Genomic DNA, 23,733 nt, shown 5'->3' on the forward strand with positions numbered 1-23,733 from the left:
TCAGCCCGCGACGGCCGCGCGCACGCGGCCCAGCAGGGCGTCCGCCCGCGCGACGAGACGGCCCGCCCGGTCGACGTCGGTGCGCAGGACGCCCTCCAGGCCCTCGTCGCGGAGGGGGCCCAGGTTGGTCTCGAGGGTGACCGCGGCGGCGGTGAGGCCGCCCCGGACGCAGCCGAGCGCCGCACCGACGTCGGAGAGCACGTTCGGGTTCGCCGCGTCCAGCACACGCTCGGCCAGGTCCAGCGCACGCTCGGCGACGTCGACGATCCCGCGGGGCGGCCGGACGGCCTCGGCCAGGGCGGCCTGGATCGCGGCCGAGCGCCGGGCCCGGTCCTCCGGGGTGTCGCGGGGCAGCCCGAACGCCTCGGCCACGGCGCCGAAGCCCCGCTCGTCGCCGTCGGCGAGGCCGAGGCACGCCGCGATCAGGCCCTCCGATGCCCGAGCGTCCTCCTCGGCCGCGCTGAACCGGGCCGCCATGGCCAGCAGTCCGGCGCCCTCGGCGACCGCGAGCGCGCCCGTCGCGCCGCCGCCGGGGGTGGGCTCGCCGGAGGCGAGGCGCCCCAGATAGCTCTCGATGCTCTCGTCGCGGATCATGCGCCCACCGTGCCAGACCGGGCCCGACCGCGGCCCGCCCTCAGGCGCGCTCCCAGGAGGCGACCGGCCCCGGGACGATCGTGAACAGCGGGTGCACGTCGGGGACGGGCGTGTCCGACCACCGTTCGAGCCAGGCGGGGCTGCGCGCGGCCAGCTTGGCGCACAGGTGACGCCACTCCAGGTCGCGCTGGCCCGTGGTGGCCGGGATCGGTGCGAGACCGGCGGGCGGGATGCGCACCGCGCCGTCGGGGGCGGGGCACGGCCGGTCGATCCGGGAGTGGTCGAAGCGATAGCCGCGCGCCGTGGCCTCGGCCTCGAGGCCGGAGAGGAACGCGCCGATCGCGCCGGACGGGTCCGGGTGCTCCCGGAACCTCAGCAGCTGCGGGTGGTCCCGATACCCGCGCGTGCGGCCGGCCAGGACGGCCTGCGCGAGCAGGGCCTCGCGCCAGGCGCCCGTCAGGCCCTGACGGTCGAGGTGGCGGGGGTGAAGGGTCCACAGACGCATGCCCCCATCCTGCCAGCGCGGGGCAACCCGGGGACGTGGGGCTGAAACGTGGCCCGCGCGTGGGGCAGGATGGGTGGACGCGGACGGAGCACACCGACCCGCGTCGACGCACGAGGAGGCCACCATGTCCCGGGAGCAGATCCGCCCACGCCCGTCCGGCGGCGACGACGAGACCGGCGCCGCGGCGGGCCAGGCGCACGTGAAGCCCGCGGCCCAGGACCAGGGCCTGGACAGCCTGCTGGACGAGATCGACTCGGTGCTGGAGTCCAACGCCGAGGAGTTCGTCAAGGGCTTCGTCCAGAAGGGCGGCCAGTGACCGACGCGGACCGCGCCCGCCGGATCTTCGGGCTGGAGACGGAGTACGGCGTCCAGCATTGGAACCCGCAGGGGCGCCCGCTCAGCCCCGAAGAGGTCGTCCGCTACCTCTTCCGGCCCGTGGTCGAGTGGGGGCGGTCCTCGAACGTGTTCGTGTCCAACGGCTCCCGGCTCTATCTCGACGTCGGGTCCCACCCCGAGTACGCGACCGCCGAGTGCTCGACGCTCGACGAGCTCATCGCCTCGGACGGGGCGGGGGACCTGCTGCTGCACGACCTCGTGGTCCAGGCCGAGGAGCGCATGGCCGCGGACGGGGTCGGCGGCCGGATCCACCTCTACCGCAACAACGCCGACTCCTCGGGCAGCTCCTACGGCTCCCACGAGAACTACCTGCTGCGCCGGCGCACCGAGTACCGGCGGCTCACCGAGGCGCTCGTCCCGTTCCTCGTCTCCCGGCAGATCCTCGTGGGCGCGGGCCGCGTCGTGCCCGCCGGCACGTGGCCCGAGGGCGAGGGCCCGGCCCACTTCGCGTTCTCCCAGCGCGCCGACTTCGTGCAGGACGGCGTGTCCTCCTCCACCACGCGGTCCCGGCCGATCATCAACACGCGGGACGAGCCGCACGCGGACGCCTCCGAGTACCGGCGCCTCCACGTGATCGTGGGGGACACGAACCTCTCCGAGCACACCCACCTGCTGCGCTTCGGCACCACCGACCTGCTGCTGCGGATGATCGAGGCGGGCTTCCCGCTCGGGGACCGCGTCGTCGCCCACCCCACCCGTGCGGTGCGGCAGATCTCCCACGACCTCACCGGCACGGCCCGCATCGCGCTCCGGGAGGGGGAGGCCTCCGCCCTCGAGCTGCAGGAGCACTACCTCGAGCGGGCCCGCGCCTTCGTCGCCGCGGAGGGTGCCCACCACGACCGGGTGGGGGAGATCCTCACCCTGTGGGGCGAGGTGCTCGACGCCGTCCGCACCGGTGACCGGTCCCGCATCGAGGACCGCATCGACTGGGCGATCAAGCTGCGCCTGCTGGAGGACTACCGGGCCCACCACGACCTGGGCTGGGACGCGCCCCGCCTCGCCCAGCTGGACCTGGCCTTCCACGACATCGACCCCGACCGGGGGCTGTTCCGCATGCTGCTGCGGCGCGGCGCCGTCGCGCGCCTGCTGCCCGAGGACGCCGCCCGGTCCGCCGTGGAGACCGCCCCGCCCACCACCCGGGCCCGCGTGCGCGCGGACTTCGTGGCCCGCGCCCGGGAGCGCGGCCTGGACTACGCCGTCGACTGGACGACCCTGAAGCTCACCGACCATCCGCTGCACGCGATCGTGACGAAGGACCCGTTCGACACGTCGTCGGCCGCCGTCGACCGGCTGTTCGGGCGAATCGCCTGACAGCGCACGCCCAGGACGCGCCGTTAGGGTGACCCGCATGAGTTCGTTCCAGACCCCCCAGCCCCCGACGGCCCGCCGCCGTCGCCGCCTGCTGCCGCTGCTGTCCCTCGGCGCCGCGGGCCTGATGCTGGCCACCGCCTGCGCCACCGGCGACGACGGCGCGGACCAGCCCCACAGCGACACCGCGTCGGCCTCCACGTCGGCCGCCCCCGAGCGGGCGGCCGTCGGCGAGGGCCAGGGGGAGCCGGACGCCCTGACGGGTGTCACCTTCACGGAGGGCGACAGCGGGGCGCCGACGGTCGAGATCGACGGGGAGATCGACACCGACCAGCCCACCACGCGCGTGCTGACCGCCGGCGAGGGGGAGCAGGTGCAGGAGGGCGACGTCCTGAAGATGTCGATCGCCGTCGTCGATCCGGCCAGCGGCGAGGTGGTCGCCGAGAACTTCAGCGGCGAACCGGAGGCCGTGCCCGTGGACGACCAGCTCAAGTCCATGAACCCGGAGATCCACGAGATGCTGGTGGGCAACGGCGCCGGCACGATCGTCGCCGCGTACAGCCCCGAGTACGACGTCCCCGTCCCGCAGACCGAGAGCGCGTCGCCGAGCGCCTCCCCCCCCACCCAGACGCAGCCCGCCCAGCTGTTCGTCTACAAGATCGACGCCATCCTGCCGAAGCAGGCCGAGGGCGAGGAGGTGACCGAGCGGGACGAGCGCCTGCCCGACGTCACCGTGGACGAGCAGAGCGGCCGGCCGAGCATCGCGAAGCCCGACGGCGAGGCGCCCCAGGAGCTGGTGGTCCAGCCCCTGATCGAGGGCGAGGGCCGCGAGGTCGGCGCGGACGACACCGTGACCGTGCAGTACGAGGGCGTGACGTGGTCCGACGGCGAGGTCTTCGACTCGTCCTGGGAGACGGGCCAGGCCATCACGTTCTCCCTCAACCAGGTCATCGAGGGCTGGAAGGAGGGTCTGGCCGGCCAGAAGGTGGGCTCGCGCGTCCTCCTGTCGATCCCGGCCGAGAAGGCCTACGGTGAGCAGGGCAGCCCGCCGGCCATCGGCGAGAACGAGCCCCTGCTGTTCGTCGTGGACATCCTGGACGCCCAGGTGTCCGCCACCCCGTCGGCGAACTGACCCCGTCCACGAGAACCCAAGAGGAGAGCACCGTGTCCTTCGGACAGCGCGACTACGACCGCACCAAGCCCGAGATCGACTTCCCGGGCGAGACCCCGCCCACCGAGCTCGTGGTGGAGGACCTGATCGAGGGCTCCGGCCCGGCCGTCGAGGCCGGCTCCCGCGTGCAGGTCCACTACGTGGGCGTGGCCTGGTCCACCGGCGAGGAGTTCGACGCCTCGTGGAACCGCGGCACCCCGCTGCCCCTGACCGTCGGCGTCGGCCAGGTCATCGCCGGCTGGGACCAGGGCCTGCTCGGCATGAAGGTCGGCGGCCGCCGCCGCCTCGAGATCCCGCCGCACCTGGGCTACGGCGCCCGCGGCGCCGGCTCCGCGATCGGGCCGAACGAGACGCTCATCTTCGTCTGCGACCTCGTCTCGGTCGACTGACCCCGGGCCCCGTGACCCCACCCGCCCCGCGGCGCGCCGGCGACGAGGCCGCCGAGCGCATCATCTCGCTGCTGTGGCTGCTGCTCTCGGCACCGCACGGCCTCGAGCGTGACCGGATCCGACGGCAGGTCGTCGGCTACGAGGGGCTCACGGACGCCGCCTTCGAGAAGCTCTTCCAGCGGGACCGCCGCGTGCTGCGCGCCGTGGGGGTCCCGCTGGAGACCCTCGAACCCGCCGGCTTCGACGAGGACGAGGCGGGGGTGCGGCACCGCGTCGTCCGCGATGCGCTGCTGCTGCGCGACCTCGACCTGACCGTGGACGAGCGCCGCGCCCTCGTGCGGGCGCGGCGCCTGTGGGGCGACTCGCCGCTGCGCGCCGACGTCGTCCGCGCCGTGGGCCTGCTGTTCCAGCCGGCCACCGACCTCACGGGCGACGACGAGCTGGCCGGGTACCACACCCTCATGCCCCGGGCCGACCCCCGGCTCGAGGCCCTCACCCAGGCCGTGGCCGACGAGGCCGTGCTGCGCTTCCCCTACCGCGACGCGCGGGGGCGGGCCACCCGGCGCACCGTGCGGGCCTGGTTCCTCACCCTCGTGCGCGGCCGCTGGTACCTCACCGGCTGGGACCTCGACCGCGGCGCCGAGCGCAGCTTCCGGCTCACCCGGATGGAGGGGGAGCCGCGCCGCCTCGAGCGGGCGACGGACGCCCCCGGCCGTCCCGAGGACCACGACCACGCCGGCCTCGTGGCGCGCCTGGCCGGGCAGGCCGACGCCGAGCGGGTCCGGGTGTGGCTCGCGCCCGGCCGGGGTCAGGGCGTCCGCGCGGTCGGTGAGCCCGCCGAGCCCCGCGCCGAGGACGGCGCCGCACCGGGACCCGGCTGGGAGCTCTGGGAGGCCCCGGCCGGACCGCGCGAGGACGGCCTCGCCGCGGAGATCGGCGGCCTGCTGGGCCTCGCCGTGCCCTCGGCCGCGCACCCGGACCTGACGGACCGCGTCCGCGCGGGCCTGGCCGCCGCGGTGGCCGCCCACGCCGGCCCCGCCGACCCGGCCCTGCTCGAGGTGGCGCTCGCCGCGCCCGTCCGACGTCGCGCCCGCGACTCGAGCGAGGACCTCGTGGGCCGCCTGCTGGACATCGTGGGGCTGGCCAACCGGGCCGGCGGGGTGGACCGGGCGGAGCTGCGCGCGCGTCTCGGGATCACCGACGAACGCCTCGACGCCGACCTCGAGACGCTGCGCTACTGCGGCATGCCCGAGCGCGACTTCCCCGGCTTCCAGTTCGAGGTGGCGGAGGTGGCCGGCCGCGTCCACGTGGAGCGCGCCGCCGACCTGGCCGGTCCCGTGCGGCTGACGCGCCCCGAGGCGCACAGCCTCGTCGCCGCCCTGCAGACGGTCGCGGACCTGCCGGTGCTGGACGAGGCCGACCGCGAGGCCGCCCGCTCCGCTCAGCGCCGGATCCGCGCCGCGGTCCTGGACGCGGGGGCCCCGGACGCGGACGACGCGGACGACGCGGACGACGCCGCGCTCCGGGAGGCCGAGGCGCACACCGCCGGCGAGCCCCCGGTCGCCGTCGCCGCCCACTGGGACGTGGCCGTGGACCCCGCGACGGTGCGCACCCTGCTGGCCGCCGTGGCGGAGCGGACCGTCGTCCACCTGACCTACCGCTCCGTGCATGCCGACGCCCTCACCGAGCGGGACGTGGAGCCGCTGGCCCTGGTGCAGGACGGGGCGCGCCTCTACCTGCAGGCGTGGTGTCGTCGCGCCGAGGACCACCGGGTGTTCCGGGTGGACCGGATCAGCGCGCCCGCACCCACGGGGGAGACGTTCGCGCCCCGGGCCCGGCCCGCACGCTGGCGGGTCCACCCCGACGACGCCGCGGGGGTGCCCGTGCTGCTGCGCTGGGCCCATCCCGTCCGCGACGCGGCCGCCGGCTACCGCCCGGACGCCCAGGCCGACCTGCCCGACGGCGACCGGCTCACCCGGGTGCATCTGACCGACGCCGGCGTGGCCGCCGCGCTGGTCGGACGCCACGGCGGAGCCGTCCAGGTGCTGGCCCCCGCCGACCTCCGGACGTCCGTGGCGGACGCGCTGGGCGATGCCCTCGCGGCCCTGCCGGCGCGGTAGCCTTGACCCCGGAACCCCATCGAAAGGACCCCTCATCATGGCTGGACTCCAGGGCTGGCAGCTCGTCATCATCATCCTGCTCGCGATCCTGCTCTTCGCGGCGCCGAAGCTGCCCGCGATGGCCCGCAACCTCGGCCAGTCGATGCGCATCTTCTCCTCCGAGGTGAAGCAGATGCGCACCGAGGGCAAGGGCACCACGGACGAGCGCTCCGGCGCCGGCTCCACCGCCGCGGACGAGCCGGTCGAGGGCCGCGTCGTCGAGCGTGACGAGACCGACCCGCGCGACCCGCGCTGAGCCGGAAGGACCCCCACCCGATGACCGAGGTCGACGAGGTCGCCCGCCGCACCCGGCGCCGCCGGAAGCGGCGGGACAACCCCACCGGCGAGATGCCGCTGCGCGAACACCTCACGGAGCTGCGCAACCGACTGCTGAAGTCGGGACTCGCCGTCGCGGTCGGCATGGTGGTCGGCTTCCTCGTCTACCAGCCGGTCATGGCGGAGCTGTTCCGCCCGGTCAAGGAGATCGCCAGCCAGGGACACACGGCGGCCGTCGCCTATGACACGGTGGCCTCGCCGTTCGACCTCATGCTCAAGGTCAGCCTGTTCATCGGGCTCATCCTGTCCAGCCCGGTCTGGCTCTACCAGATCTGGGCATTCATCGTGCCGGGTCTGAAGAAGGCCGAGAAGAAGTACGCCCTGGGCTTCATCGCCGCGGCCGTGCCCCTGTTCATCTTCGGCATCGCGCTGGGGTGGCTCGTGATGCCGCAGGCCGTCCAGTTCTTCGTGGGCTTCACTCCCGAGGGCGGCGCGAACCTCCCGACGGCGTCGGTGTACATCAGCTTCGTCACGCGTCTCTACCTCGCGTTCGGCGTGGCCATGGTGCTGCCGGTGCTGCTGGTGGGACTGAACATGCTCGGCATCCTGCCGGGCCGCACGATCGTCCACCACTGGCGCATCACCGTCTTCGTGATCATGCTGATCGCCGCGATCGCCGCCCCCGGTGCGGACGCCATCTCCATGTTCTACATGGCGATCCCGCTCGTCGTCCTCTTCGGCGTGGCCATCGTCCTGTGCCTGTGGGGCGACCGGCGTCGCGACCGTCGGCAGGGCCAGCGCGAGATGGACGTCGAGGCGGAGCTCGCCGCAGGCCCGAAGCCGCTCGATCAGATCTGAGCGGCGCCCGCCGCAGCCCTCGCGCCCGGACGCACGAGCACGACGGTGTCCGGACCCGCCAGTAGGGTGGGGCCATGGCCCACCATCCCGCGTCCGCGACCCCGCACGACGAGCCCGAGCTGAGCCCGGCGGAGCGCTACGCCCGTGCCCGGGCGGCCCGGCACCACGCCGGCTCCGAGCTCGGCCGGTTCGCCGCACGCGTGGGCTTCCCCCTCGACGACTTCCAACGCCGCGCGTGCGCCGAGGTCGAGGACGGCCACGGCGTCCTCGTCGCGGCGCCCACCGGCGCCGGAAAGACAGTGGTCGGCGAGTTCGCCGTCCATCTGGCCCTGGCCCGCGGCACGAAGGCGTTCTACACCACCCCCATCAAGGCCCTCAGCAACCAGAAGCACGCGGACCTCGCCCGCGTGCACGGCGCGGAGAACGTCGGCCTGCTCACGGGGGACACCTCCATCAATCCGGACGCGCCCGTCGTCGTGATGACCACCGAGGTGCTGCGCAACATGCTGTACGCGCAGTCGGACACCCTCATCGACCTCGGCTTCGTCGTCATGGACGAGGTCCACTACCTCGCCGACCGGTTCCGGGGCCCGGTGTGGGAGGAGGTCATCATCCACCTGCCCGAGCACGTGCAGCTGATCTCCCTGTCCGCCACGGTGTCCAACGCCGAGGAGTTCGGCGCCTGGCTCGACACGGTCCGGGGCGCCACCACCGTGATCGTCTCCGAACACCGGCCGGTGCCGCTGTGGCAGCACGTCATGGCCGGGGGCCGGCTCTACGACCTGTTCGCCGAGGACATCGCCTTCGAGGACACCGCGGACCGGGACGGGGAGGCCCTGCTCAACCCCGAGCTCAAGCGCCTGGGGGAGGAGGCCGAGCGCCGGTTCCAGCGCGCCGACTGGGGGCGCCCCGGGCGGCAGCAGCACCGCGACGGGCGCGGGGGCGTCCCGAAGGGGCGGGCCAGGGGCGGTCGGCGCACGGGTCGCGACGGCGGCCGAGGCCGGACCGGCTCCTCCGCGCTGGACCGGGAGCGGCCGGTCTCCGGTCGGCCGGGCGGTCACGACGGCGGCCAGCGGCGCGGACCGCGGCTGTCCACGTCGCGCCCGGAGATGATCCGGGCCCTCGACCGCGACGGGCTGCTGCCGTGCATCACCTTCATCTTCTCCCGGACCGGCTGCGACGCCGCCGTGGAACAGTGCCTCCGGGCCGGGCTCGACCTCACCACGGCGCGGGAGAAGGCGCTCGTGGCCGAGCGGGTCGAGGAGGCGGCGCGTCTGCTGCCCGTCGAGGACCTGGAGATCCTCGGGTTCTGGGCGTGGCGGGACGGCCTGTCCCGGGGCTTCGCGGCCCACCACGCCGGCATGCTGCCCCCGTTCAAGGAGGCCGTCGAGGACCTGTTCGCCGCCGGCGCGCTCAAGGCCGTGTTCGCCACGGAGACCCTCGCCCTCGGCATCAACATGCCGGCCCGCTCCGTCGTGATCGAGAAGCTGGTCAAGTTCAACGGCGAGAACCACGTCGACATCACGCCGGGGGAGTACACCCAGCTGACGGGCCGGGCGGGCCGCCGCGGCATCGACGTCGAGGGCCACGCCGTGGTGATGTGGCGTCCCGGGCTGGACCCGGCCGCCGTCGCGGGCCTGGCCTCGCGCCGCACCTACCCGCTGCACTCCTCGTTCCGGCCCACCTACAACATGTCCGCGAACCTGCTGGCGCAGGTCGGCGCGGAGCGGGCGCGGGGCATCCTCGAGTCCTCGTTCGCCCAGTTCCAGGCGGACCGCTCCGTGGTGGGGCTGGCCCGCGAAGTCCGCTCGAAGCAGGCCAGCCTCGAGAAGTACGAGGAGGCCATGCAGTGTCACCTCGGCGACTTCGCCGAATACCTCACCCTGCGCAAGGAGCTCGCTGCCGCGGAGAAGTCCGGCTCGCAGGGACGCCGTCGAGCCCACCTGGCAGCCGTGAAGGACTCGCTCGCGAACCTCGCGGTCGGGGACGTCGTCGAGCTCGACGCCGGCCGCTCGCTCGGACGGGCCGTCGTCGTGTTCCCCGCCGGCAACCCCCAGAACCCGCGCGTCGGCGTCGTCACGGACAAGGCGCAGCTGCGCCGCATCACGGTGGACGACGTCGCCGGGCCGGTCGAGCCGGTGGCGGGCGCCGCCCTGCCCCAGGTGGTGCAGGTGAAGACGCCCGCGCAGCGCAAGGACGTCGCCGCGCTCATGCGCGAGGCCGTGCGCACGGGCCGCCCGCCCGCCGGAGGCCGCCGCACGGCGGGCTTCCGCCTCCGGGAGGACCCGGCCGCGCCCCGGGTCGAGGAGCTGCGCCGGGCGCTGCGCCGCCACCCGTGCCACGGCTGCCAGGACCGCGAGGAGCACGCCCGCTGGGGCGACCGCTGGTGGGCCATGCGGCGGGAGGTCTCCGTCCTGCGGGAGCGCATCGCGGGCCGCACCAACACCATCGCCCGCACGTTCGACCGCGTGGTCGCTCTGCTGCGCGCCTACGGCTACGTCCAGGAGGACGCGTCCTCGCCCCGTGCGGCGCTCACGGAGCGCGGCGAGGCCCTGCGCCGGATCTACGGCGAGCGGGACCTGTTCACCTCGCTGGTGCTGCAGGATCCGGCCACGGACGGCCTGACGCCGGAGGAGTGGGCCGCCGTCGCCGCGCTGCTCGTGTACCAGGGCAAGGGGGAGACCGAGCCCGGACTGGTCCCGATGCCGACCCCCCGGCTCGGACGGGTCGCGGAGGCCGCCGAGCGCATCGAGGAGCGCCTGCGCACGGACGAGGCCCAGGCACGGCTCGAGCCCACGCCCCGGACGGACCCCGGCCTGGTGGCGCCCATGCATCGCTGGGTGCGGGGGGCCACCCTGCGCCGCACCCTCGAGGGCGCGGACCTCGCCGCGGGCGACTTCGTCCGCTGGGCGCGGCAGGTCATCGACGTGCTGGACCAGCTGGCCAACGTCCCCGGGGACGCCCGTCGCAGCCGGGCCTGCCGCCGGGCCGCGGACCTCGTCTCCCGCGGCGTCGTGGCCACCTCGCTGCCGGCGGCCTCGGCGCCCCGCACGGACGAGGACTGACACGGGCTAGGGTGGGCGGGTGAGCGCACACCTGTTGACCCGCGGCATCATCCACTCGACGACGGACCCGTACGCACAGGCGCTGCTGGTCCGGGACGGGATGATCGCCTGGCTCGGCGCGGACGACTCCGCGGACCGCGTGGCCGATCCGGGTGACGAACGGCGGGACCTCGACGGCGCCGTCGTCGTGCCCGTGTTCGTCGAGCCGCTGGCGCGGCCCGCGGACGCGCGTGACGCGCTGAGCCGCGGCACCGCCGTCGTGACGGTCCTGGCCGGGCCCGAGGACACGGGCGCCGCGCCCGCCGACGAGGACGTCCAGACGGTCGTCTACCGGCACGCCGACCGCGTGGACGCCGAGGCGGCCGGGGTGTGGCTGCCCGTCGGGGCCGACACCGACCCCGCCACGCTCGCCGGTCTCCTGACGGCCTCGACCCAGGCGGGGGAGCAGGCCTACCTCGTCCCCGACGGCGGTGCGGACGCCGGGCCTGCCGCCCAGGACGTGGCCCTGACCGCCCTGCGCTCGGTCGCGGAGGAACTCGGCACCGCCGCCCTGGGCCGCGTGCGCCATCGGCTCGTGGTCACCCACTCCGTCACCGCCGTGGACCGCGCCTTCCTGGCCGCCGCCGGGGTCAGCGCCACCGTCGTCCCCGACGCGGACGGCGTGCTGCACGCCCCGGTGGCGAGCCTGCTGGCCGACGCCGTCTCCGTGTGCCTGGGCGCCGGCCCGGCCGGGGACCCGTGGGCCGCCGTCCGGTCGGCGCTGTCCCACCCCGACCCGGACGAGCGCATCTCCGCCCGCTCCGCCTTCGCCGCCGCGACCCGCACCCCGCTGCGCGCGCTGCCCGACGCTCCGGCGGCAGGCCTGTCCGTCGCCCCGCGCCTGAGCGTGTCGGCCCCGGCCGTGTTCGGCGTCTGGGACGCGGACGCGGTGGCCGTGCAGTCGCCGGACGGCCGGGTGGCGGCGTGGAGCACGGACACCCGGGCCGGCACGCCGCTGCTGCCGGCCCTCGACGCCGAGACCGCCCTGCCCCGCTGGCGGGCCACCTGGGTGGACGGCCGGATCGCCGCGGAGGACGTGGCCCGCGACGCGCGCGATGGCGCGACGCCGGCCTGAGACCTCCGCTTCCTATACTCGAACGGATGCGATGGCCCGTCCGACCGGCGGGCCGCCCCAACGACCCCGGCCGGAAGGCGAGAACCGCACATGCGCGTGCTGACCATCATCCCCACGTACAACGAGATCGAGTCGCTGCCGCTGACCCTCGGCCGGCTCCGTGACTCCGTCCCGGAGTCCGACGTTCTCGTGGTGGACGACGCCTCCCCGGACGGCACCGGCGACTGGGCCGACGCCCGCGCCGCCGAGGACCCCTCCGTGCACGTGCTGCACCGCACCACCAAGGACGGCCTGGGCGGCGCCTACATCGCCGGGTTCCGCTGGGGCCTGGAGCGCGGCTACGACGTCCTGGTCGAGATGGACGCGGACGGCTCGCACCAGCCCGAGCAGCTGCCGCGCCTGCTGGAGGCCGTCCGCACCGCGGACCTGGTGATCGGCTCGCGCCGCGTGCCGGGCGGCAAGATGGTGAACTGGCCGACCTCCCGCAAGATGATCTCGTGGGCCGGGTCCCTGTACCCGCAGATCATGCTCGGCCTCGACCTGACGGACATCACGGCGGGCTACCGCGCCTACCGGGCCGACACGCTCCGTGCGATCGACCTGGACGCGATCGAGTCCAAGGGCTACGGGTTCCAGGTGGACATGACCTTCCGCACGGCCCGCCTCGGCAAGCGGATCGTCGAGGTCCCGATCACGTTCGTGGAGCGTGAGCTCGGCGAGTCCAAGATGAGCGGCGGCATCATCGGCGAGGCCGTGGTCAACGTGACCCGGTGGGGCCTGGCCGCGCGCTGGGAGGGCCTGCGCGCCCGCCTCGGCCTCTGAGGCGCACAGCCCCCGAACGACGACGGGGCCGGATCCATGGCGGATCCGGCCCCGTCATGCATGGGGGAGCGGCGGGTCAGGCGTCGACGTCCTCGCCGCGGCTGGCGCGCAGCTTGTTGAGCTGGATCTTGTAGGTCTCCTCCAGCTCCTCGAGGCTGCGGCGCTCGCGCAGCATGTCCCAGTGGGTGCGCACGGGCTTGCCCTCGGTCTCAGCCGGCTTCTCGCCGCTGACGAGGAACGCCTCCTTGCCGGTCTTCGAGGTCCAGGTGGCCGGCACGTCCGCCTCCACGGAGAAGGTCACGAACACCTGCTCGCCGTCCTCCGTGCGGTACTCCACCCGCTGCCGGGCGGCGGGCTCGACGCCGGCCTCGGACTCCAGGGACTGCGCGCCCAGGCGCATGCCCCGCAGGCTGCGATCGCTCACGTTTCCTCCTCGTCAGGCCGCGCCGAGGCCCGCGCGGGGGCGCGGGCCGATCGAGGCGCGGCGGGTCGTCCTCACTGATGGAACCATTCAGTGTCCCACAGCATTCCCGTCGGCCTCGCCGGCCGGGCGGGTGCCGGGGGTGCGGCCGGCCGACGGGTCGGGCTCAATCTCCTGCGGCGTGGCCAGGGCCTCGTCGAGCGAGGTCTGCGGCATGTCCTCCGCCGTCACCGCGCCGGCGGTCATCGCGTCCATGACGCCGCTGGCGCGCAGGGCGTCCGCGGTGGTGGGGCGGGACCCACGCGGCCGACGCGCGCGCTCCGGGGTGACGCCGACGTGCTCGGCGCCCGGCTCGCCCGCGCGGTCCCCGGAGTCCCGACGCCGGGGTGCGCGCTCCGGGGTGGGGCGGTCGCCGTCGCCGGGGGCGAACGCCTCACCGAGGCCCTGCAGGGCGCGGGTGAGCTCGGCGGGGACCACGAACATGGTGGTGGCCTGGCCGTCGGCGATCTTGGGCAGGGACTGCAGGTACTGGTAGGCCAGGACCTCGGAGTCGGCGCCGCCGGAGTGGATGGCGTCGAAGACCACCTCGATCGCCTCGGCCTCGGCGTTGGCGCGCAGCACGCGTGCCTGAGCCTCGCCCTCGGCGGAGAGGATCTGGGACTGGCGCTCGCCCTCGGCCGTGAGGATGGCGGCCTGCTTCGTGCCCTCGGCGGTGAGGATGGCGGCGCGGCGGTCGCGCTCGGCGCGCATCTGCTTCTCCATCGAGTCCTGGATGGACATGGGCGGGTCGATGGCCTTGAGCTCCACCCGCGAGACCCGCAGGCCCCAGCGCGTGGTGGCGTCGTCCAGCACGCCGCGCAGCTGGGAGTTGATGGAGTCGCGAGAGGTCAGCGCCTCCTCGAGGTTCATGCCGCCCACGACGTTGCGCAGGGTGGTGGTGGTGAGCTGCTCCACCGCGTGGATGTAGTTGGCGATCTCATAGGTCGCGGCCTTGGCGTCCGTGACCTGGAAGTAGACGACCGTGTCGATGGAGACGACGAGGTTGTCCTCGGTGATCACCGGCTGGGGCGGGAAGGAGACGACCTGCTCGCGCATGTCCACCATCGGGAGCATGCGGTCCACGAACGGGATGATCAGGGTCAGCCCGGCGCCGGCCGTGCGGTTGTACTTGCCGAGGCGTTCGATGTTGGCCGTCCGCGCCTGCGGGATGATCTTGACCGAGGAGGCCACGATCACCGCCGCGAGGACGGCGAGGACGACGAGGACGATGAGGGTTTCCATCGGGGTCCCTTCTTCTGGGGTCGGTGCTGTCGGTGCGGTCGGTGCGGTCGGAACAAGGACGTGGGGCGGTTCAGGCGCCGTCCGCCTCCCAGTCGATGCGGGGGAGCGGGCGGACCACCAGGGTGGCCCCGTCGATGCGCAGGACGGTCACCTCGTCGCCGGGGGCGACGTCGGGCGCCCCGGGCTCGACGCGGGCGGACCAGGTGTCGCCGTCGACGGCGAGCGTGCCGGCGTCGCCGGTGATCGCGCCCTGGGCCGCGACGCGGCGCCCCGGGAGCGTGTCCAGGTAGGAGGCGCCGGCGCCGGTGTCCTTGCGCAGGTGGCGCAGGGCGACGGGGCGCACGGCGGCGAGCATCAGCAGGGCGACGGCGGCGAACGCCGCGAGCTGGAGCGCCAGCGGGCCGCCCACGAGCGCGACCACTCCCGCCGCGCCGGCCCCGGCGGCGATCATCAGGAAGACGAGGTCGAGGGTCAGCAGCTCGACGCCGGCCAGGCCGGCGGCCAGCACCAGCCACAGCCAGCCCGCGTTCGCCTCGATCCACTCCATGCGTGCGCTCCCCTCCGTGTCGGGTGCGCGGACGGGTCTGCCGCGCGTCGACATGTGATCCCCATCCTGCCCTACGCAGTGGCGTTGGACACAGCGTGTCCCCAGGCGGTCCTGGAAGGAGGGGGCTACCGCCCGGTAATGTGAGCTGCATGACATCTTCACCCGTCGCGGTCTCGCCCCTGCTCCAGCCGATCACTCTGGGCCCCCTCCGGCTGCCCAACCGGGTGGTCATGGCCTCGATGCACATGGGACTGGAGGATCGGCACGACGACCTGCCGCAGCTGGCGGCGTTCTACGCGGAGCGGGCACGCGGCGGCGTCGGGCTCATCGTCACCGGCGGCCTGGGTGTGGTCCCGGAGGGCACGGTGACGCTGGGCGGGGGGATGCTCGCCAGCGAGGAGGACGCGCGCGCCCATCGCGTCGTCACGGACGCCGTCCACGCCGCCGGGGGCAGGATCCTCGCCCAGCTGCTGCACGCGGGACGCTACGCCCCCAGCCCCGACCTGGTCTCGGCCTCCGCGGTGCGAGCGCCGATCTCGCGGCACACGCCCCGGGAGATGACGGCCGCGGACATCGAGCGGACCGTGAACGCGTTCGCACGCGCGGCCACGTTGGCCCTGGAGGCCGGATACGACGGCGTGGAGATCATGGCCTCGGAGGGCTACCTCCTCAACCAGTTCCTCGCCCCGGCGACGAACCGACGCGCGGACGAGTACGGGGGTGACGCCGAGCGCCGACGCCGGTTCCCGGTGGCGGTGGTCGCGGCCGTGCGCGAGGCGCTGGGGGAGCGCGGCGTGCTCTCGGTGCGCACCTCGGCAGCGGACCTGGTCCCCGACGGGCAGACGCGCGCGGAGATCGCGGACACCGCCCGGGCCTTCGAGGCCGCCGGAGCGGACGTCCTGATGACCGGCATCGGGTGGCACGAGTCGCGTGTGCCGACCATCGTGACCTCCGTGCCGCGCGCCGCGTTCCTCGCCGCCTCGGCTGACCTGACCGCCGCCGTCGACATCCCCGTGATCGCCTCCAACCGGCTGACCACCCCCGCCGAGGCGGAGGAGGCGCTGACGTCCGGGGCCGCCGCGCTCGTCGGGCTGGCCCGGCCCCTGCTGGCGGACCCCGAGTGGATGGCCGCGATCAGCGACCCGCGCGCTCGGACCCTGACCCCGTGCATCGCCTGCAACCAGGCCTGCCTCGACCACGTGTTCACCGGGGCCAAGGTCTCGTGCCTGATGAACCCCCGCGCCGGGCGGGAGACGGAGCCGGAGTACGCCGCGCCCGTCCCGGTGGCCCTGGGCCGCCGGCGCCGGATCGCCGTGGTCGGTGCCGGGCCGGCGGGCCTCACGGCCGCGGAGCGTGCGGCCCGGTTCGGGCACGAGGTCACCCTGTTCGACCGGCACGCCGAGCCCGGCGGGCAGTTCCGGCTCGCCCGGCGCATCCCCGGCAAGGAGGAGTTCGGTCCCGCGCTGGAGCACCTGGCGGCCCGCGCGGCGGCATCCGGGGTGACGCTCGTGACCGGGGAGGAGGTGTCCGCACAGACACTCCTCACGGACGATGGGCGGCCGGGCTACGACGAGGTGCTCCTCACCACCGGCGTGCGGCCGCGGCCCGTCGCTCTGCCCGGGGCGGGGGAGCCGGGCGCGCCCGCCGTCCACGCGTACGACGACGTGGTCCTGGGACATGTCGACGTCGGCCCGCGCGTCGCGGTGATCGGCGCCGGCGGCGTGGGCGTGGATGTCGCCGAGGCCCTGGCGGCCGGCACGGAACGGCCGGACGGGACACCCGAGACACAGGAGCACTGGCGGGCCCGCTGGGGCGTGGCCCTGACCTCGGAGACGCCGGGCCAGCTGGCGAAGCCAGCCGCGGCCCACCCGGGACGCGAGGTCCACCTGCTCCAGCGCAGCCCCGGACCGATCGGCGCCCGACTGCGCCCCACCACCGGCTGGGTGCACCGCGCCGAGCTGCGGCAGCACGGGGTCCAGCTGCACTCCGGTGTGACCTACGAGGGCGTCGGCCCCGACGGTCTGCGCGTGACCGCGCCGTCGCCGGAGGACCCCGAGGCCCGCGTGGCGCTGACCCTGGACGTGACGGACGTCGTCGTGTGCGCCGGGCAGGTGTCCGAGACGGATCTCGTCGAGGACCTCGTGGCCGCGGGCTACGCGCCGGAGGCGGTGCGCCTGATCGGCGGGGCGGCCGAAGCCCGCGAGCTCGACGCCTACCGGGCCATGGACCACGCCGTGCGGGCCGTGCAGGGCTGAGCCGCGCCGCCGGCCGGCGGGCCCTCCCGGGCGGACGACGTCGGGGCTACGGTCGGGGCATGGCTCTCATCTACACCGCACGCCTGGACCCGGACAAGCCCGAATGGATCCGCCGCCGCCTCGTGGCGCACGGACTGCCCGAGGACGTGACCGCCGAGAAGGTCGGCTCGTACCGGTTCGACGATCCCACCGGCGAGATCGGCGTCGAGTCGATGCTCGTGCGCGTGGGGGACCGGCTCTACCAGACTGCGTTCGCCTACCGAGGCGACGCACCCGCCGAGGGGGACGTCGTGGCCGAGGTGGAGCACTCCGTCCTGGGACACCGCTGGGTCGTGGACGCCGCCACCGACCCGGACGCGCGCCGTATCCTCGCGGCCGCCGTGCGCGGCGAGATCCCGCAGGCCCGGCTCGAGATGCATGACGAGTCCGGGACCTACCTCGAGACGCGCGCCCCGGATCTCACCCTCCGCGTGATCGGCGCCGATGCGACGGGGGAGCTCGAGGTGCCGGTCGAGCTGTCGGAGACGGGCGAGGCGGACGTCGACGGCCCGCGGTGCCTCATCGCCGAGGGAGACGGTGTGCGGGCCGTCGTCGCGCGTCTTACCTGAGGGGCGGTCCGCGCGGTCAGAGGCCGCGCGGACCCCAGGACCGCAGCCGGCGATGGCTGGTGAGCGACATGTACAGCGCGATGCACCAGCCGAGGACGGTCCACCCGGTGAGCAGGTTCACCCAGAACACCGCCCACACGTTGGAACGGCCACGGACGGCGGCGACGGCCCATGGAGCCAGGTAGCCCGCCGTGGCGATGGCCAGGACGACGGCGATCGTCGCGTGCAGGGGGCGGTCGCGCTGGTCGGTCATGATCGTCATGGGTCCAGGCTACGCGCGAGACCCGCCGCGGAGGGCGCCCTGTCCACCGTTCCGCAGTGCGCCGATAATGTACATTATGTCAACTAGCCCGTTCTTCGCCTCCCCTTCGGAGGCCGCCTGCACGGCACGCGCCACATCGGGACCTGGCCCAGGAGGTCGCGCCGGCTGACGCCGGCGCCGCGTGCCGGGGATTCACTCCCCCGGGTCTGTGGACAGCCGGTCCAGCAACGGCAGGACGGCCGCCACCGCCGTCCGGCTCTCGTGCCAGAGCCCGTGTCGCAACCGGGAATGGACGGCCTGCTGACTGATCCCGAGCTCGGCCGCCGCCTCTCGCTGACTGGCGCCGGCTTCGACCAGCCGTCCCGCCGCGTGCTGATCAGCGGACCGGCGCCGTTCCACCGTGGCGACCAGCTGCAGGGTGGCCTCCGCACAGCGTAGATCGGCCTCTCGGCCGGCATCCGAGGCGCGGTCCGCGCGACCTCCGCCCGGCAGCACGAGTCGGCCCGGTGCCCGCCGGGCCCGCCGCCGCTCGGCTGTTGTCAGGTACGACAATAATGAGTCCTTGTCGAGGGCATCCTCGGGATCCAACAGCACCGCCCAGGACCCGGTCCGCACAGCCCACAACGCCAGGCCCACCGCAGCCGCCATGCTTTCGACGACGACGGCCAGCTCGCCGTCGTGCGACGCCGCATCGGCGACCGGGCCGGATTCGTCGAGAAGCCACGCCGCCGCGATCACAGCCGCGTCCGGGTGAGGATCATCGAGCAGCACCGCTGCCAGACGTCGGGCGTCGTCGGCCGTGGCAGCGGTCGGTCGGATGGGCACCAGATGCACGAACACCATACAGAGAGCCTACCTCTGACAACATTGGCATCTTGTCATAGGCCCCGTCCACCGAGTCACCTGTGGCTGGACGCGCCGCCTCGACCTTGCGGTGGGCCAGACTGGATGCATGACGTCCTCCCCCACCGCCCGTCGTGCCGTGCCCGCCGAGCACCGTGACCCGCGCGGCGCCCAGCCGGCACTTGCCGTCGACCTCCTCCTCACCCTCCTCTTCGTGGCTCTGGGCCAGGGGCAGCACGCGACAGAGCGCGGGCCGCTGGGGCTGCTGGTCACGGCGGCGCCGTTCCTGGCGGGCCTCCTCCTCATGACCGGGCTGACCGCCGGACACCGGACCTGGGCCCGCGTGTGGCCCCACGGCGTGATCGTGTGGCTGGGGACCGTCGCCGTCGGGATGGTCCTACGCGTGGCCTTCGGCCTCGGTGGCGCACCCGTGTCCTTCGTGCTCGTGGCGCTCGGGGTGCTGGGCGTCCTGCTCCTGGGCCGCCGGGCCGTGACCGCCTGGCTGGTGCGCCGCACCCGGAGGTGAGGGCCCGGCGCGCAGCTAGGATCATCCCGGACACCGGACCCACAGCATCGAGGAAATGAGGACCGCCCGTGGTCACCGCCATCGTCTTGATCAAGACCGACAAATCCAGCATCCCGGAGACCGCCGAGACCCTCGCCGCGCTCGAGGGGGTCGGGTCGGTCTACTCCGTGACCGGCGCGTGGGACCTGGTGGCGATGGTCAAGGTGCGCCGCTACGAGGACCTCGCCGACGTGATCGCCGACCACCTCTCCAAGGTCGACGGGATCCAGGACACCGAGACCATGCTGGCCTTCCGGACCTACTCGTCCGAGGACCTCGGCGAGGGATGGGCGCTCGGCTTCGACTCCTGAGCGTCCTCCCCACGACGGGCCCCACCTCGCTGGCGAGGGCCCGTCGTCGCACCATCAGGACCGGGAGAAGGCGACCCAGCGGTCCAGGACGTCACGCGCGGCGCCGGAGTCGATCGACTCGGCGGCCCGCGCCACGTTGGCCGCCAGCCGCTCCATCAGCGGCGCGTCCGCGTCACGGTCCCAGGCCGTCAGGCCCGCGGCCGCGTTGAGGAGGACGGCGTCGCGGATCGGACCCTTCTCCCCCGCCAGCAGAGCGCGGACGAGGGTCGCATTGTAGGCACCGTCCCGCCCGGCCAGGGCCTGAACGGGGGCCAGGTCGATGCCCAGCTCCCGGGGATCGAGCTCGTGGGTGCGCACACCGTCCCGGACCTCCATGACGGTCGACGGCCCCGACGTCGTGATCTTGTCCCGGCCGTCCGCCCCGCGGAAGACGAAGCCGCGCACCCCCCGGTCCGCGAGCACCTGCGCGAGCAGCGGGACCATGGCCTCACTCGAGCAGCCCAGGGCCTGGGCGGTGACCTGGGCCGGATTGCTCAGGGGGCCGAGGAAGTTGAACACGGTGGGCACGCCGAGCTGCTTGCGCACCGGGGCCACATACTTCATGGACGGGTGGTAGTTCTGGGCGAACAGGAACGTGATGCCCACGGCCTCGGCGCACTCCTCGGCCTTCCGGGTCGGCATGGACAAGTCCACGCCGAGGGCCTCGATCACGTCGGCCGCGCCGGCGGTGGACGAGGCGCCGCGGTTCCCGTGCTTGACGATCCGCGCGCCCGCACCGGCGGCCACGAGCGAGGACATCGTGGAGAGGTTCACGGTGCCCAGGCGGTCGCCACCCGTGCCCACGACGTCGAGGGTCTCCCCCGGCACGTGCACCGGGTTCGCCGCCTGGACCATCGCCTCGGTCAGGCCGCGCAGCTCCGGCACCGTCACCCCCTTGGCGGCCAGGGCGAGGAGGAATCCGCCCACCTGCCCCTCGGTGGCATCGCCGGCCATCATCTCCCCCATGGCCCACGCGGCGACGTCGTCGCTGAGGTCCTCACCGACGGTGAGGGCGCGGAAGACCTCCGGCCAGGAGGTCCCAAGGACTGCTGCGGTGTTCTCGGGGGTGCTCACGCACTGAGCCTAGCGGCCCGGCCGCACCCGGCACCGCGTCGTGTCATGCGCCGCCCGCCGTGAACCTGGACATCCCCTGGACGCCAGCCCCCGACTGACACTGAAACCCCCCGACGGTGCTGACGACCTGTCCTGCGACACGGTAGGTTCGATTTACCGCCCGGGCGGTGTTTGGGGCCATAATGGCTGGGTGACCACAGCTAACCCCACTCTCCATCAGCCCACCACGGGGCTCCCGAGCCGGCCGAACATGGTGCAGGTCGGGACCATGGTGTGGCTTGCCAGCGAGCTCATGTTCTTCGGTGGGCTCTTCGCCATGTACTTCACCCTTCGCTCCACGTCTCCGGAGCTCTGGGCCGAGCACACCGCGATCCTCAACGTCCCGCTCGCCGCGGTGAACACGACGATCCTGGTGCTCTCCTCCGTCACCGCCCAGTTCGGCGTCCTCGCCGCCGAGCGCCTTCAGCCCCGCCGCACCGGCGGCTTCCTGCAGTTCGGGAAGTGGGGCATGGTCGAGTGGTTCATCCTGACCTTCATCATGGGCTCGATCTTCGTGGCGGTGCAGTCCTACGAGTACGCGGTCCTCGTCTCCGAGGGTGTGACCGTCGCGGCGAACGCGTACGGCTCGGCGTTCTACATCACCACCGGCTTCCACGCCATCCACGTGACCGGTGGCCTGATCGCGTTCCTCTTCATCATCGGCCGCGCCTACATGGCCCGCCGCTTCGGCCACCACGAGGCCACGTCGGCGATCGTCGTGTCCTACTACTGGCACTTCGTGGACGTCGTCTGGATCGCCCTGTTCTTCATCGTCTACTTCCTGAAGTAAGACGACCCTCACTCACCGCACCGACGTCAGGTACGGGCCGGGGGCACGCAGCGGTCCGGCCCGTAAGAGAACGATAGGAAACCCCCGTGAAGGCACTTTCGCAGAACCGACGCCATCCCCTGATGGGGCTGGCGCTCCTCCTGCTGGGACTCCTGGTGACCGGCGGACTGTACTCCGTCGCGAGCACCGTGAACCAGGCACAGGCGGCCACGCAGGTCACCGCGGCCGCCTCGGCTGATGACATCACCGAGGGCGAGAAGCTCTTCAACGCCAACTGCGCCTCCTGCCACGGCATGGGCGCCGCGGGGGGCCCCTCCGGCCCGTCCCTGATCGGCGTCGGCGCCGCGTCCGTCGACTTCCAGGTCGGCACCGGCCGCATGCCCATGCAGATGAACGGCCCGCAGGCCCCGGCCAAGCCGAACCAGTTCAACGAGGAGCAGACCGCTCAGCTCGCCGCCTACGTCGCCTCCCTCGGCGCCGGCCCGGCCATCCCCGAGGACGAGTACCTGGATGTGAACCACGAGGACGTGGACATCACCCGCGGCGGCGACCTGTTCCGCATCAACTGCGCCATGTGCCACAACGCGGCTGCGGCCGGCGGTGCGCTCACCCGCGGCAAGTACGCCCCGTCTCTGCAGGGCGTGGAGGAGAAGCACATCTACGAGGCCATGGAGACCGGCCCGCAGAACATGCCGGTGTTCTCCGACTCGAACATCAAGCCCGAGGACAAGCGCGACATCATCGCCTACCTGAAGACCATCGAGAACCAGGGCTCCCCCGGCGGCCTCGCCCTCGGCTCGCTCGGCCCCGTCTCCGAGGGCCTGTTCATCTGGACCGCTGGCCTGGCGCTGATCATCGGCTTCATGGTCTGGCTCACCAGCCGGTCCTCCTGATCCCGTCGGCGCAGGCGCGCCGACCACCCGTCATCGACATTCATCACTCGAGTAAAGGAAACAGGACATATGGGCGAGAAAGGCTTTGAAGGGACCGAGCATCGCTCGGGTTCCCTCGAGCACGCCGGCGAGGACGCGCCCCGGTACGCGATCGACAACCCGGGCCTGCCTCCGCACCGTCCGCGTCTGGCCGATGAGGATCCGAAGGCTGCGAAGCGCGCCGAGCGTCAGGTCTCGGTCATGTTCCTCATCTCCATCGTGGGCACGGTGCTCTTCTTCATCGGCTACTTCGGTGTGGGGCAGATCGGCAACGGTGAGGCGTTCAGCAAGATCTACCTGCAGAACCTGCTGCTCGGCCTGGGCACCGCCCTCGCCATGTTCGGCATCGGCATCGGCGTGGTGCACTGGGCCAAGACCCTGATGCCCGACCACGAGACCGTGGAGGACCGTCACGAGATCCGCTCGGAGGCCGACCGCGTGGCCGCCACCGGGATGATCTCCGAGATCCTGGACGAGTCGCAGATCAAGCGCCGCCCCCTGCTGCGCAACACCCTGATCGGCGCCGCCCTGCTGGCCCCCCTGCCGTTCATCGCCGTGTTCCGCGATCTGGACGACTCGGACAATTTCTCGGACCAGGAGGCTCACAACTTCGGCCCTGAGCGTCTGCGCCACACCATGTGGGCCGAGGGCGTGCGCCTCGTGCGCGACCCCACCGGCTCCCCCATCAAGGCCTCGGACGTCACGCTCGGCTCGGCCGTGCACGTCATCCCCGACGGCCTGAACGATCTGGGCCCCGACAAGCTCAACCAGAAGGCCAAGGCCGTCGTCCTGCTCATGCGCCTGGACCCCGCCAAGGTGAGGATCACCCCGGGTCGCGAGGACTGGAACGTGGACGGCATCTTCGCCTACTCCAAGGTCTGCACGCACGTGGGCTGCCCGATCGCCCTGTACGAGCAGCACACCCACCACCTGCTCTGCCCCTGCCACCAGTCGACCTTCGACCTGACGCAGGAGTGCAAGGTCATCTTCGGCCCGGCCAGCCACGCGCTGCCGCAGCTGCCGATCACCGTGGACGACGAGGGCTTCCTCGTGGCCCAGAGCGATTTCCATGAGCCCGTCGGGCCTGTCTACTGGGAGCGTGGCTGACA

General features: G+C 73.5%; 25 protein-coding genes. 17 read left to right on the plus strand and 8 right to left on the minus strand.

From position 1 onward, the window contains the following. Together CITRIK5_RS04595 and CITRIK5_RS04600 are read right to left on the minus strand one after the other, a co-directional pair. The gene (locus CITRIK5_RS04595; RefSeq protein ID WP_159833163.1) at positions 1-594 is read right to left on the minus strand and encodes a cyclodeaminase/cyclohydrolase family protein; all 594 of its coding nucleotides are present in this window, start codon (positions 592-594) and stop codon (positions 1-3) included. Between the two features lie 40 nt (positions 595-634). Further along, complete coding sequence (locus CITRIK5_RS04600) at positions 635-1,099, minus strand: pyrimidine dimer DNA glycosylase/endonuclease V (RefSeq protein ID WP_036336875.1); 465 nt, start codon at positions 1,097-1,099, stop codon at positions 635-637. A 124-nt stretch (positions 1,100-1,223) separates the two neighbouring features. Here CITRIK5_RS04600 and CITRIK5_RS04605 point away from each other — a divergent pair, with 124 nt between their 5' ends. The 10 genes from CITRIK5_RS04605 to CITRIK5_RS04650 all read left to right on the plus strand — a co-directional run bounded on the left by CITRIK5_RS04605 (position 1,224) and on the right by CITRIK5_RS04650 (position 12,657). Beyond that, positions 1,224-1,415 carry a ubiquitin-like protein Pup gene (locus CITRIK5_RS04605; RefSeq protein ID WP_061867274.1) on the plus strand — a complete coding sequence of 64 codons (192 nt, stop codon included), beginning with the start codon at positions 1,224-1,226 and terminating at the stop codon, positions 1,413-1,415. Beyond that, positions 1,412-2,806, plus strand: a complete 1,395-nt coding sequence (gene pafA, locus CITRIK5_RS04610; RefSeq protein WP_134416991.1) for a Pup--protein ligase — start codon at positions 1,412-1,414, stop codon at positions 2,804-2,806. The genes CITRIK5_RS04605 and pafA overlap by 4 nt, the downstream gene beginning before the upstream one ends. Before the next feature lie 37 nt (positions 2,807-2,843). Next, positions 2,844-3,935, plus strand: coding sequence for an FKBP-type peptidyl-prolyl cis-trans isomerase (locus tag CITRIK5_RS04615; protein WP_159833165.1), 1,092 nt, complete (start codon positions 2,844-2,846; stop codon positions 3,933-3,935). Between the two features lie 32 nt (positions 3,936-3,967). Continuing rightward, positions 3,968-4,363: an FKBP-type peptidyl-prolyl cis-trans isomerase gene (locus CITRIK5_RS04620; RefSeq protein ID WP_010078659.1), complete on the plus strand. Its 396-nt coding sequence runs from the start codon at positions 3,968-3,970 to the stop codon at positions 4,361-4,363. Between the two features lie 11 nt (positions 4,364-4,374). Further along, entirely contained in the window at positions 4,375-6,483 is a 2,109-nt protein-coding gene (locus CITRIK5_RS04625) for a YafY family protein (RefSeq protein WP_134416993.1), read from the plus strand. Between the two features lie 37 nt (positions 6,484-6,520). After that, positions 6,521-6,778: a twin-arginine translocase TatA/TatE family subunit gene (locus CITRIK5_RS04630; protein ID WP_002855080.1), complete on the plus strand. Its 258-nt coding sequence runs from the start codon at positions 6,521-6,523 to the stop codon at positions 6,776-6,778. Between the two features lie 20 nt (positions 6,779-6,798). Beyond that, a complete protein-coding gene (gene tatC / locus CITRIK5_RS04635) occupies positions 6,799-7,656 on the plus strand; it encodes a twin-arginine translocase subunit TatC (RefSeq protein WP_061873143.1) in 858 nt (285 codons plus the stop codon). 74 nt (positions 7,657-7,730) lie between these two features. Then, positions 7,731-10,721 (plus strand): RNA helicase, encoded by a 2,991-nt coding sequence (locus CITRIK5_RS04640; RefSeq protein WP_159833167.1) that lies wholly within the window; start codon positions 7,731-7,733, stop codon positions 10,719-10,721. A gap of 19 nt (positions 10,722-10,740) precedes the next feature. Then, complete coding sequence (locus CITRIK5_RS04645) at positions 10,741-11,835, plus strand: hypothetical protein (RefSeq protein ID WP_049147358.1); 1,095 nt, start codon at positions 10,741-10,743, stop codon at positions 11,833-11,835. A 90-nt stretch (positions 11,836-11,925) separates the two neighbouring features. After that, positions 11,926-12,657 (plus strand): polyprenol monophosphomannose synthase, encoded by a 732-nt coding sequence (locus tag CITRIK5_RS04650; RefSeq protein ID WP_049147360.1) that lies wholly within the window; start codon positions 11,926-11,928, stop codon positions 12,655-12,657. A 76-nt stretch (positions 12,658-12,733) separates the two neighbouring features. Here CITRIK5_RS04650 and CITRIK5_RS04655 read toward each other — a convergent pair whose 3' ends face one another. From CITRIK5_RS04655 to CITRIK5_RS04665, 3 genes are all read right to left on the minus strand, one after another. Next, on the minus strand, positions 12,734-13,081 hold the full coding sequence (locus CITRIK5_RS04655; protein WP_012750883.1) for an RNA polymerase-binding protein RbpA: 348 nt from the start codon (positions 13,079-13,081) through the stop codon (positions 12,734-12,736). An 87-nt stretch (positions 13,082-13,168) separates the two neighbouring features. Then, on the minus strand, positions 13,169-14,359 hold the full coding sequence (locus CITRIK5_RS04660; RefSeq protein ID WP_036315078.1) for an SPFH domain-containing protein: 1,191 nt from the start codon (positions 14,357-14,359) through the stop codon (positions 13,169-13,171). A 70-nt stretch (positions 14,360-14,429) separates the two neighbouring features. Then, on the minus strand, positions 14,430-14,906 hold the full coding sequence (locus tag CITRIK5_RS04665) for an NfeD family protein (RefSeq protein ID WP_061867282.1): 477 nt from the start codon (positions 14,904-14,906) through the stop codon (positions 14,430-14,432). A 149-nt stretch (positions 14,907-15,055) separates the two neighbouring features. On the opposite strand from CITRIK5_RS04665, the gene CITRIK5_RS04670 reads away from it, so the two are divergent. After that, positions 15,056-17,161 (plus strand): NADPH-dependent 2,4-dienoyl-CoA reductase, encoded by a 2,106-nt coding sequence (locus tag CITRIK5_RS04670; protein ID WP_049147364.1) that lies wholly within the window; start codon positions 15,056-15,058, stop codon positions 17,159-17,161. A 59-nt stretch (positions 17,162-17,220) separates the two neighbouring features. Continuing rightward, positions 17,221-17,769, plus strand: a complete 549-nt coding sequence (locus CITRIK5_RS04675) for a maltokinase N-terminal cap-like domain-containing protein (protein ID WP_049147365.1) — start codon at positions 17,221-17,223, stop codon at positions 17,767-17,769. A 16-nt stretch (positions 17,770-17,785) separates the two neighbouring features. Here the strand turns inward: CITRIK5_RS04675 and CITRIK5_RS04680 are convergent, their stop codons facing one another. Both CITRIK5_RS04680 and CITRIK5_RS04685 read right to left on the minus strand, forming a co-directional pair. Continuing rightward, complete coding sequence (locus CITRIK5_RS04680) at positions 17,786-18,031, minus strand: superinfection immunity protein (RefSeq protein ID WP_002854519.1); 246 nt, start codon at positions 18,029-18,031, stop codon at positions 17,786-17,788. 192 nt (positions 18,032-18,223) lie between these two features. After that, complete coding sequence (locus CITRIK5_RS04685) at positions 18,224-18,874, minus strand: hypothetical protein (protein WP_087114303.1); 651 nt, start codon at positions 18,872-18,874, stop codon at positions 18,224-18,226. Between the two features lie 109 nt (positions 18,875-18,983). Between CITRIK5_RS04685 and CITRIK5_RS04690 the strand changes: the two genes are divergently transcribed. Together CITRIK5_RS04690 and CITRIK5_RS04695 are read left to right on the plus strand one after the other, a co-directional pair. After that, positions 18,984-19,400 (plus strand): DUF3054 domain-containing protein, encoded by a 417-nt coding sequence (locus tag CITRIK5_RS04690; protein ID WP_129866945.1) that lies wholly within the window; start codon positions 18,984-18,986, stop codon positions 19,398-19,400. 68 nt (positions 19,401-19,468) lie between these two features. Next, complete coding sequence (locus tag CITRIK5_RS04695; RefSeq protein ID WP_002854527.1) at positions 19,469-19,750, plus strand: Lrp/AsnC family transcriptional regulator; 282 nt, start codon at positions 19,469-19,471, stop codon at positions 19,748-19,750. A 54-nt stretch (positions 19,751-19,804) separates the two neighbouring features. Here the strand turns inward: CITRIK5_RS04695 and trpD are convergent, their stop codons facing one another. Next, complete coding sequence (trpD, locus tag CITRIK5_RS04700) at positions 19,805-20,863, minus strand: anthranilate phosphoribosyltransferase (RefSeq protein WP_087114304.1); 1,059 nt, start codon at positions 20,861-20,863, stop codon at positions 19,805-19,807. Positions 20,864-21,113: 250 nt separating this feature from the next. Between trpD and CITRIK5_RS04705 the strand changes: the two genes are divergently transcribed. From CITRIK5_RS04705 to CITRIK5_RS04715, 3 genes are all read left to right on the plus strand, one after another. Further along, a complete protein-coding gene (locus CITRIK5_RS04705) occupies positions 21,114-21,692 on the plus strand; it encodes a cytochrome c oxidase subunit 3 (RefSeq protein ID WP_020625607.1) in 579 nt (192 codons plus the stop codon). Between the two features lie 86 nt (positions 21,693-21,778). After that, complete coding sequence (locus CITRIK5_RS04710; protein WP_129866946.1) at positions 21,779-22,585, plus strand: c-type cytochrome; 807 nt, start codon at positions 21,779-21,781, stop codon at positions 22,583-22,585. 69 nt (positions 22,586-22,654) lie between these two features. Then, a complete protein-coding gene (locus CITRIK5_RS04715) occupies positions 22,655-23,731 on the plus strand; it encodes a ubiquinol-cytochrome c reductase iron-sulfur subunit (protein WP_036315103.1) in 1,077 nt (358 codons plus the stop codon). The last annotated feature ends 2 nt before the right edge of the window (positions 23,732-23,733 follow it).

The sequence above is a fragment of the Micrococcus sp. 116 genome, from assembly GCF_902506395.1.
Classification (GTDB): domain Bacteria; phylum Actinomycetota; class Actinomycetes; order Actinomycetales; family Micrococcaceae; genus Micrococcus; species Micrococcus luteus.

What these genes read in the sequence shown, in the direction of transcription:
- CITRIK5_RS04595 (WP_159833163.1), bottom strand. Translation starts at nt 594, where the DNA reads ATGATCCGCGACGAGAGCATCGAGAGCTATCTGGGGCGCCTCGCCTCC.
- CITRIK5_RS04600 (WP_036336875.1), bottom strand. Translation starts at nt 1,099, where the DNA reads ATGCGTCTGTGGACCCTTCACCCCCGCCACCTCGACCGTCAGGGCCTG.
- CITRIK5_RS04605 (WP_061867274.1), top strand. Translation starts at nt 1,224, where the DNA reads ATGTCCCGGGAGCAGATCCGCCCACGCCCGTCCGGCGGCGACGACGAG.
- CITRIK5_RS04615 (WP_159833165.1), top strand. Translation starts at nt 2,844, where the DNA reads ATGAGTTCGTTCCAGACCCCCCAGCCCCCGACGGCCCGCCGCCGTCGC.
- CITRIK5_RS04630 (WP_002855080.1), top strand. Translation starts at nt 6,521, where the DNA reads ATGGCTGGACTCCAGGGCTGGCAGCTCGTCATCATCATCCTGCTCGCG.
- tatC (WP_061873143.1), top strand. Translation starts at nt 6,799, where the DNA reads ATGACCGAGGTCGACGAGGTCGCCCGCCGCACCCGGCGCCGCCGGAAG.
- CITRIK5_RS04640 (WP_159833167.1), top strand. Translation starts at nt 7,731, where the DNA reads ATGGCCCACCATCCCGCGTCCGCGACCCCGCACGACGAGCCCGAGCTG.
- CITRIK5_RS04650 (WP_049147360.1), top strand. Translation starts at nt 11,926, where the DNA reads ATGCGCGTGCTGACCATCATCCCCACGTACAACGAGATCGAGTCGCTG.
- CITRIK5_RS04660 (WP_036315078.1), bottom strand. Translation starts at nt 14,359, where the DNA reads ATGGAAACCCTCATCGTCCTCGTCGTCCTCGCCGTCCTCGCGGCGGTG.
- CITRIK5_RS04665 (WP_061867282.1), bottom strand. Translation starts at nt 14,906, where the DNA reads ATGGAGTGGATCGAGGCGAACGCGGGCTGGCTGTGGCTGGTGCTGGCC.
- CITRIK5_RS04670 (WP_049147364.1), top strand. Translation starts at nt 15,056, where the DNA reads ATGACATCTTCACCCGTCGCGGTCTCGCCCCTGCTCCAGCCGATCACT.
- CITRIK5_RS04675 (WP_049147365.1), top strand. Translation starts at nt 17,221, where the DNA reads ATGGCTCTCATCTACACCGCACGCCTGGACCCGGACAAGCCCGAATGG.
- CITRIK5_RS04680 (WP_002854519.1), bottom strand. Translation starts at nt 18,031, where the DNA reads ATGACGATCATGACCGACCAGCGCGACCGCCCCCTGCACGCGACGATC.
- CITRIK5_RS04685 (WP_087114303.1), bottom strand. Translation starts at nt 18,874, where the DNA reads ATGGTGTTCGTGCATCTGGTGCCCATCCGACCGACCGCTGCCACGGCC.
- CITRIK5_RS04690 (WP_129866945.1), top strand. Translation starts at nt 18,984, where the DNA reads ATGACGTCCTCCCCCACCGCCCGTCGTGCCGTGCCCGCCGAGCACCGT.
- CITRIK5_RS04705 (WP_020625607.1), top strand. Translation starts at nt 21,114, where the DNA reads ATGGTGCAGGTCGGGACCATGGTGTGGCTTGCCAGCGAGCTCATGTTC.
- CITRIK5_RS04715 (WP_036315103.1), top strand. Translation starts at nt 22,655, where the DNA reads ATGGGCGAGAAAGGCTTTGAAGGGACCGAGCATCGCTCGGGTTCCCTC.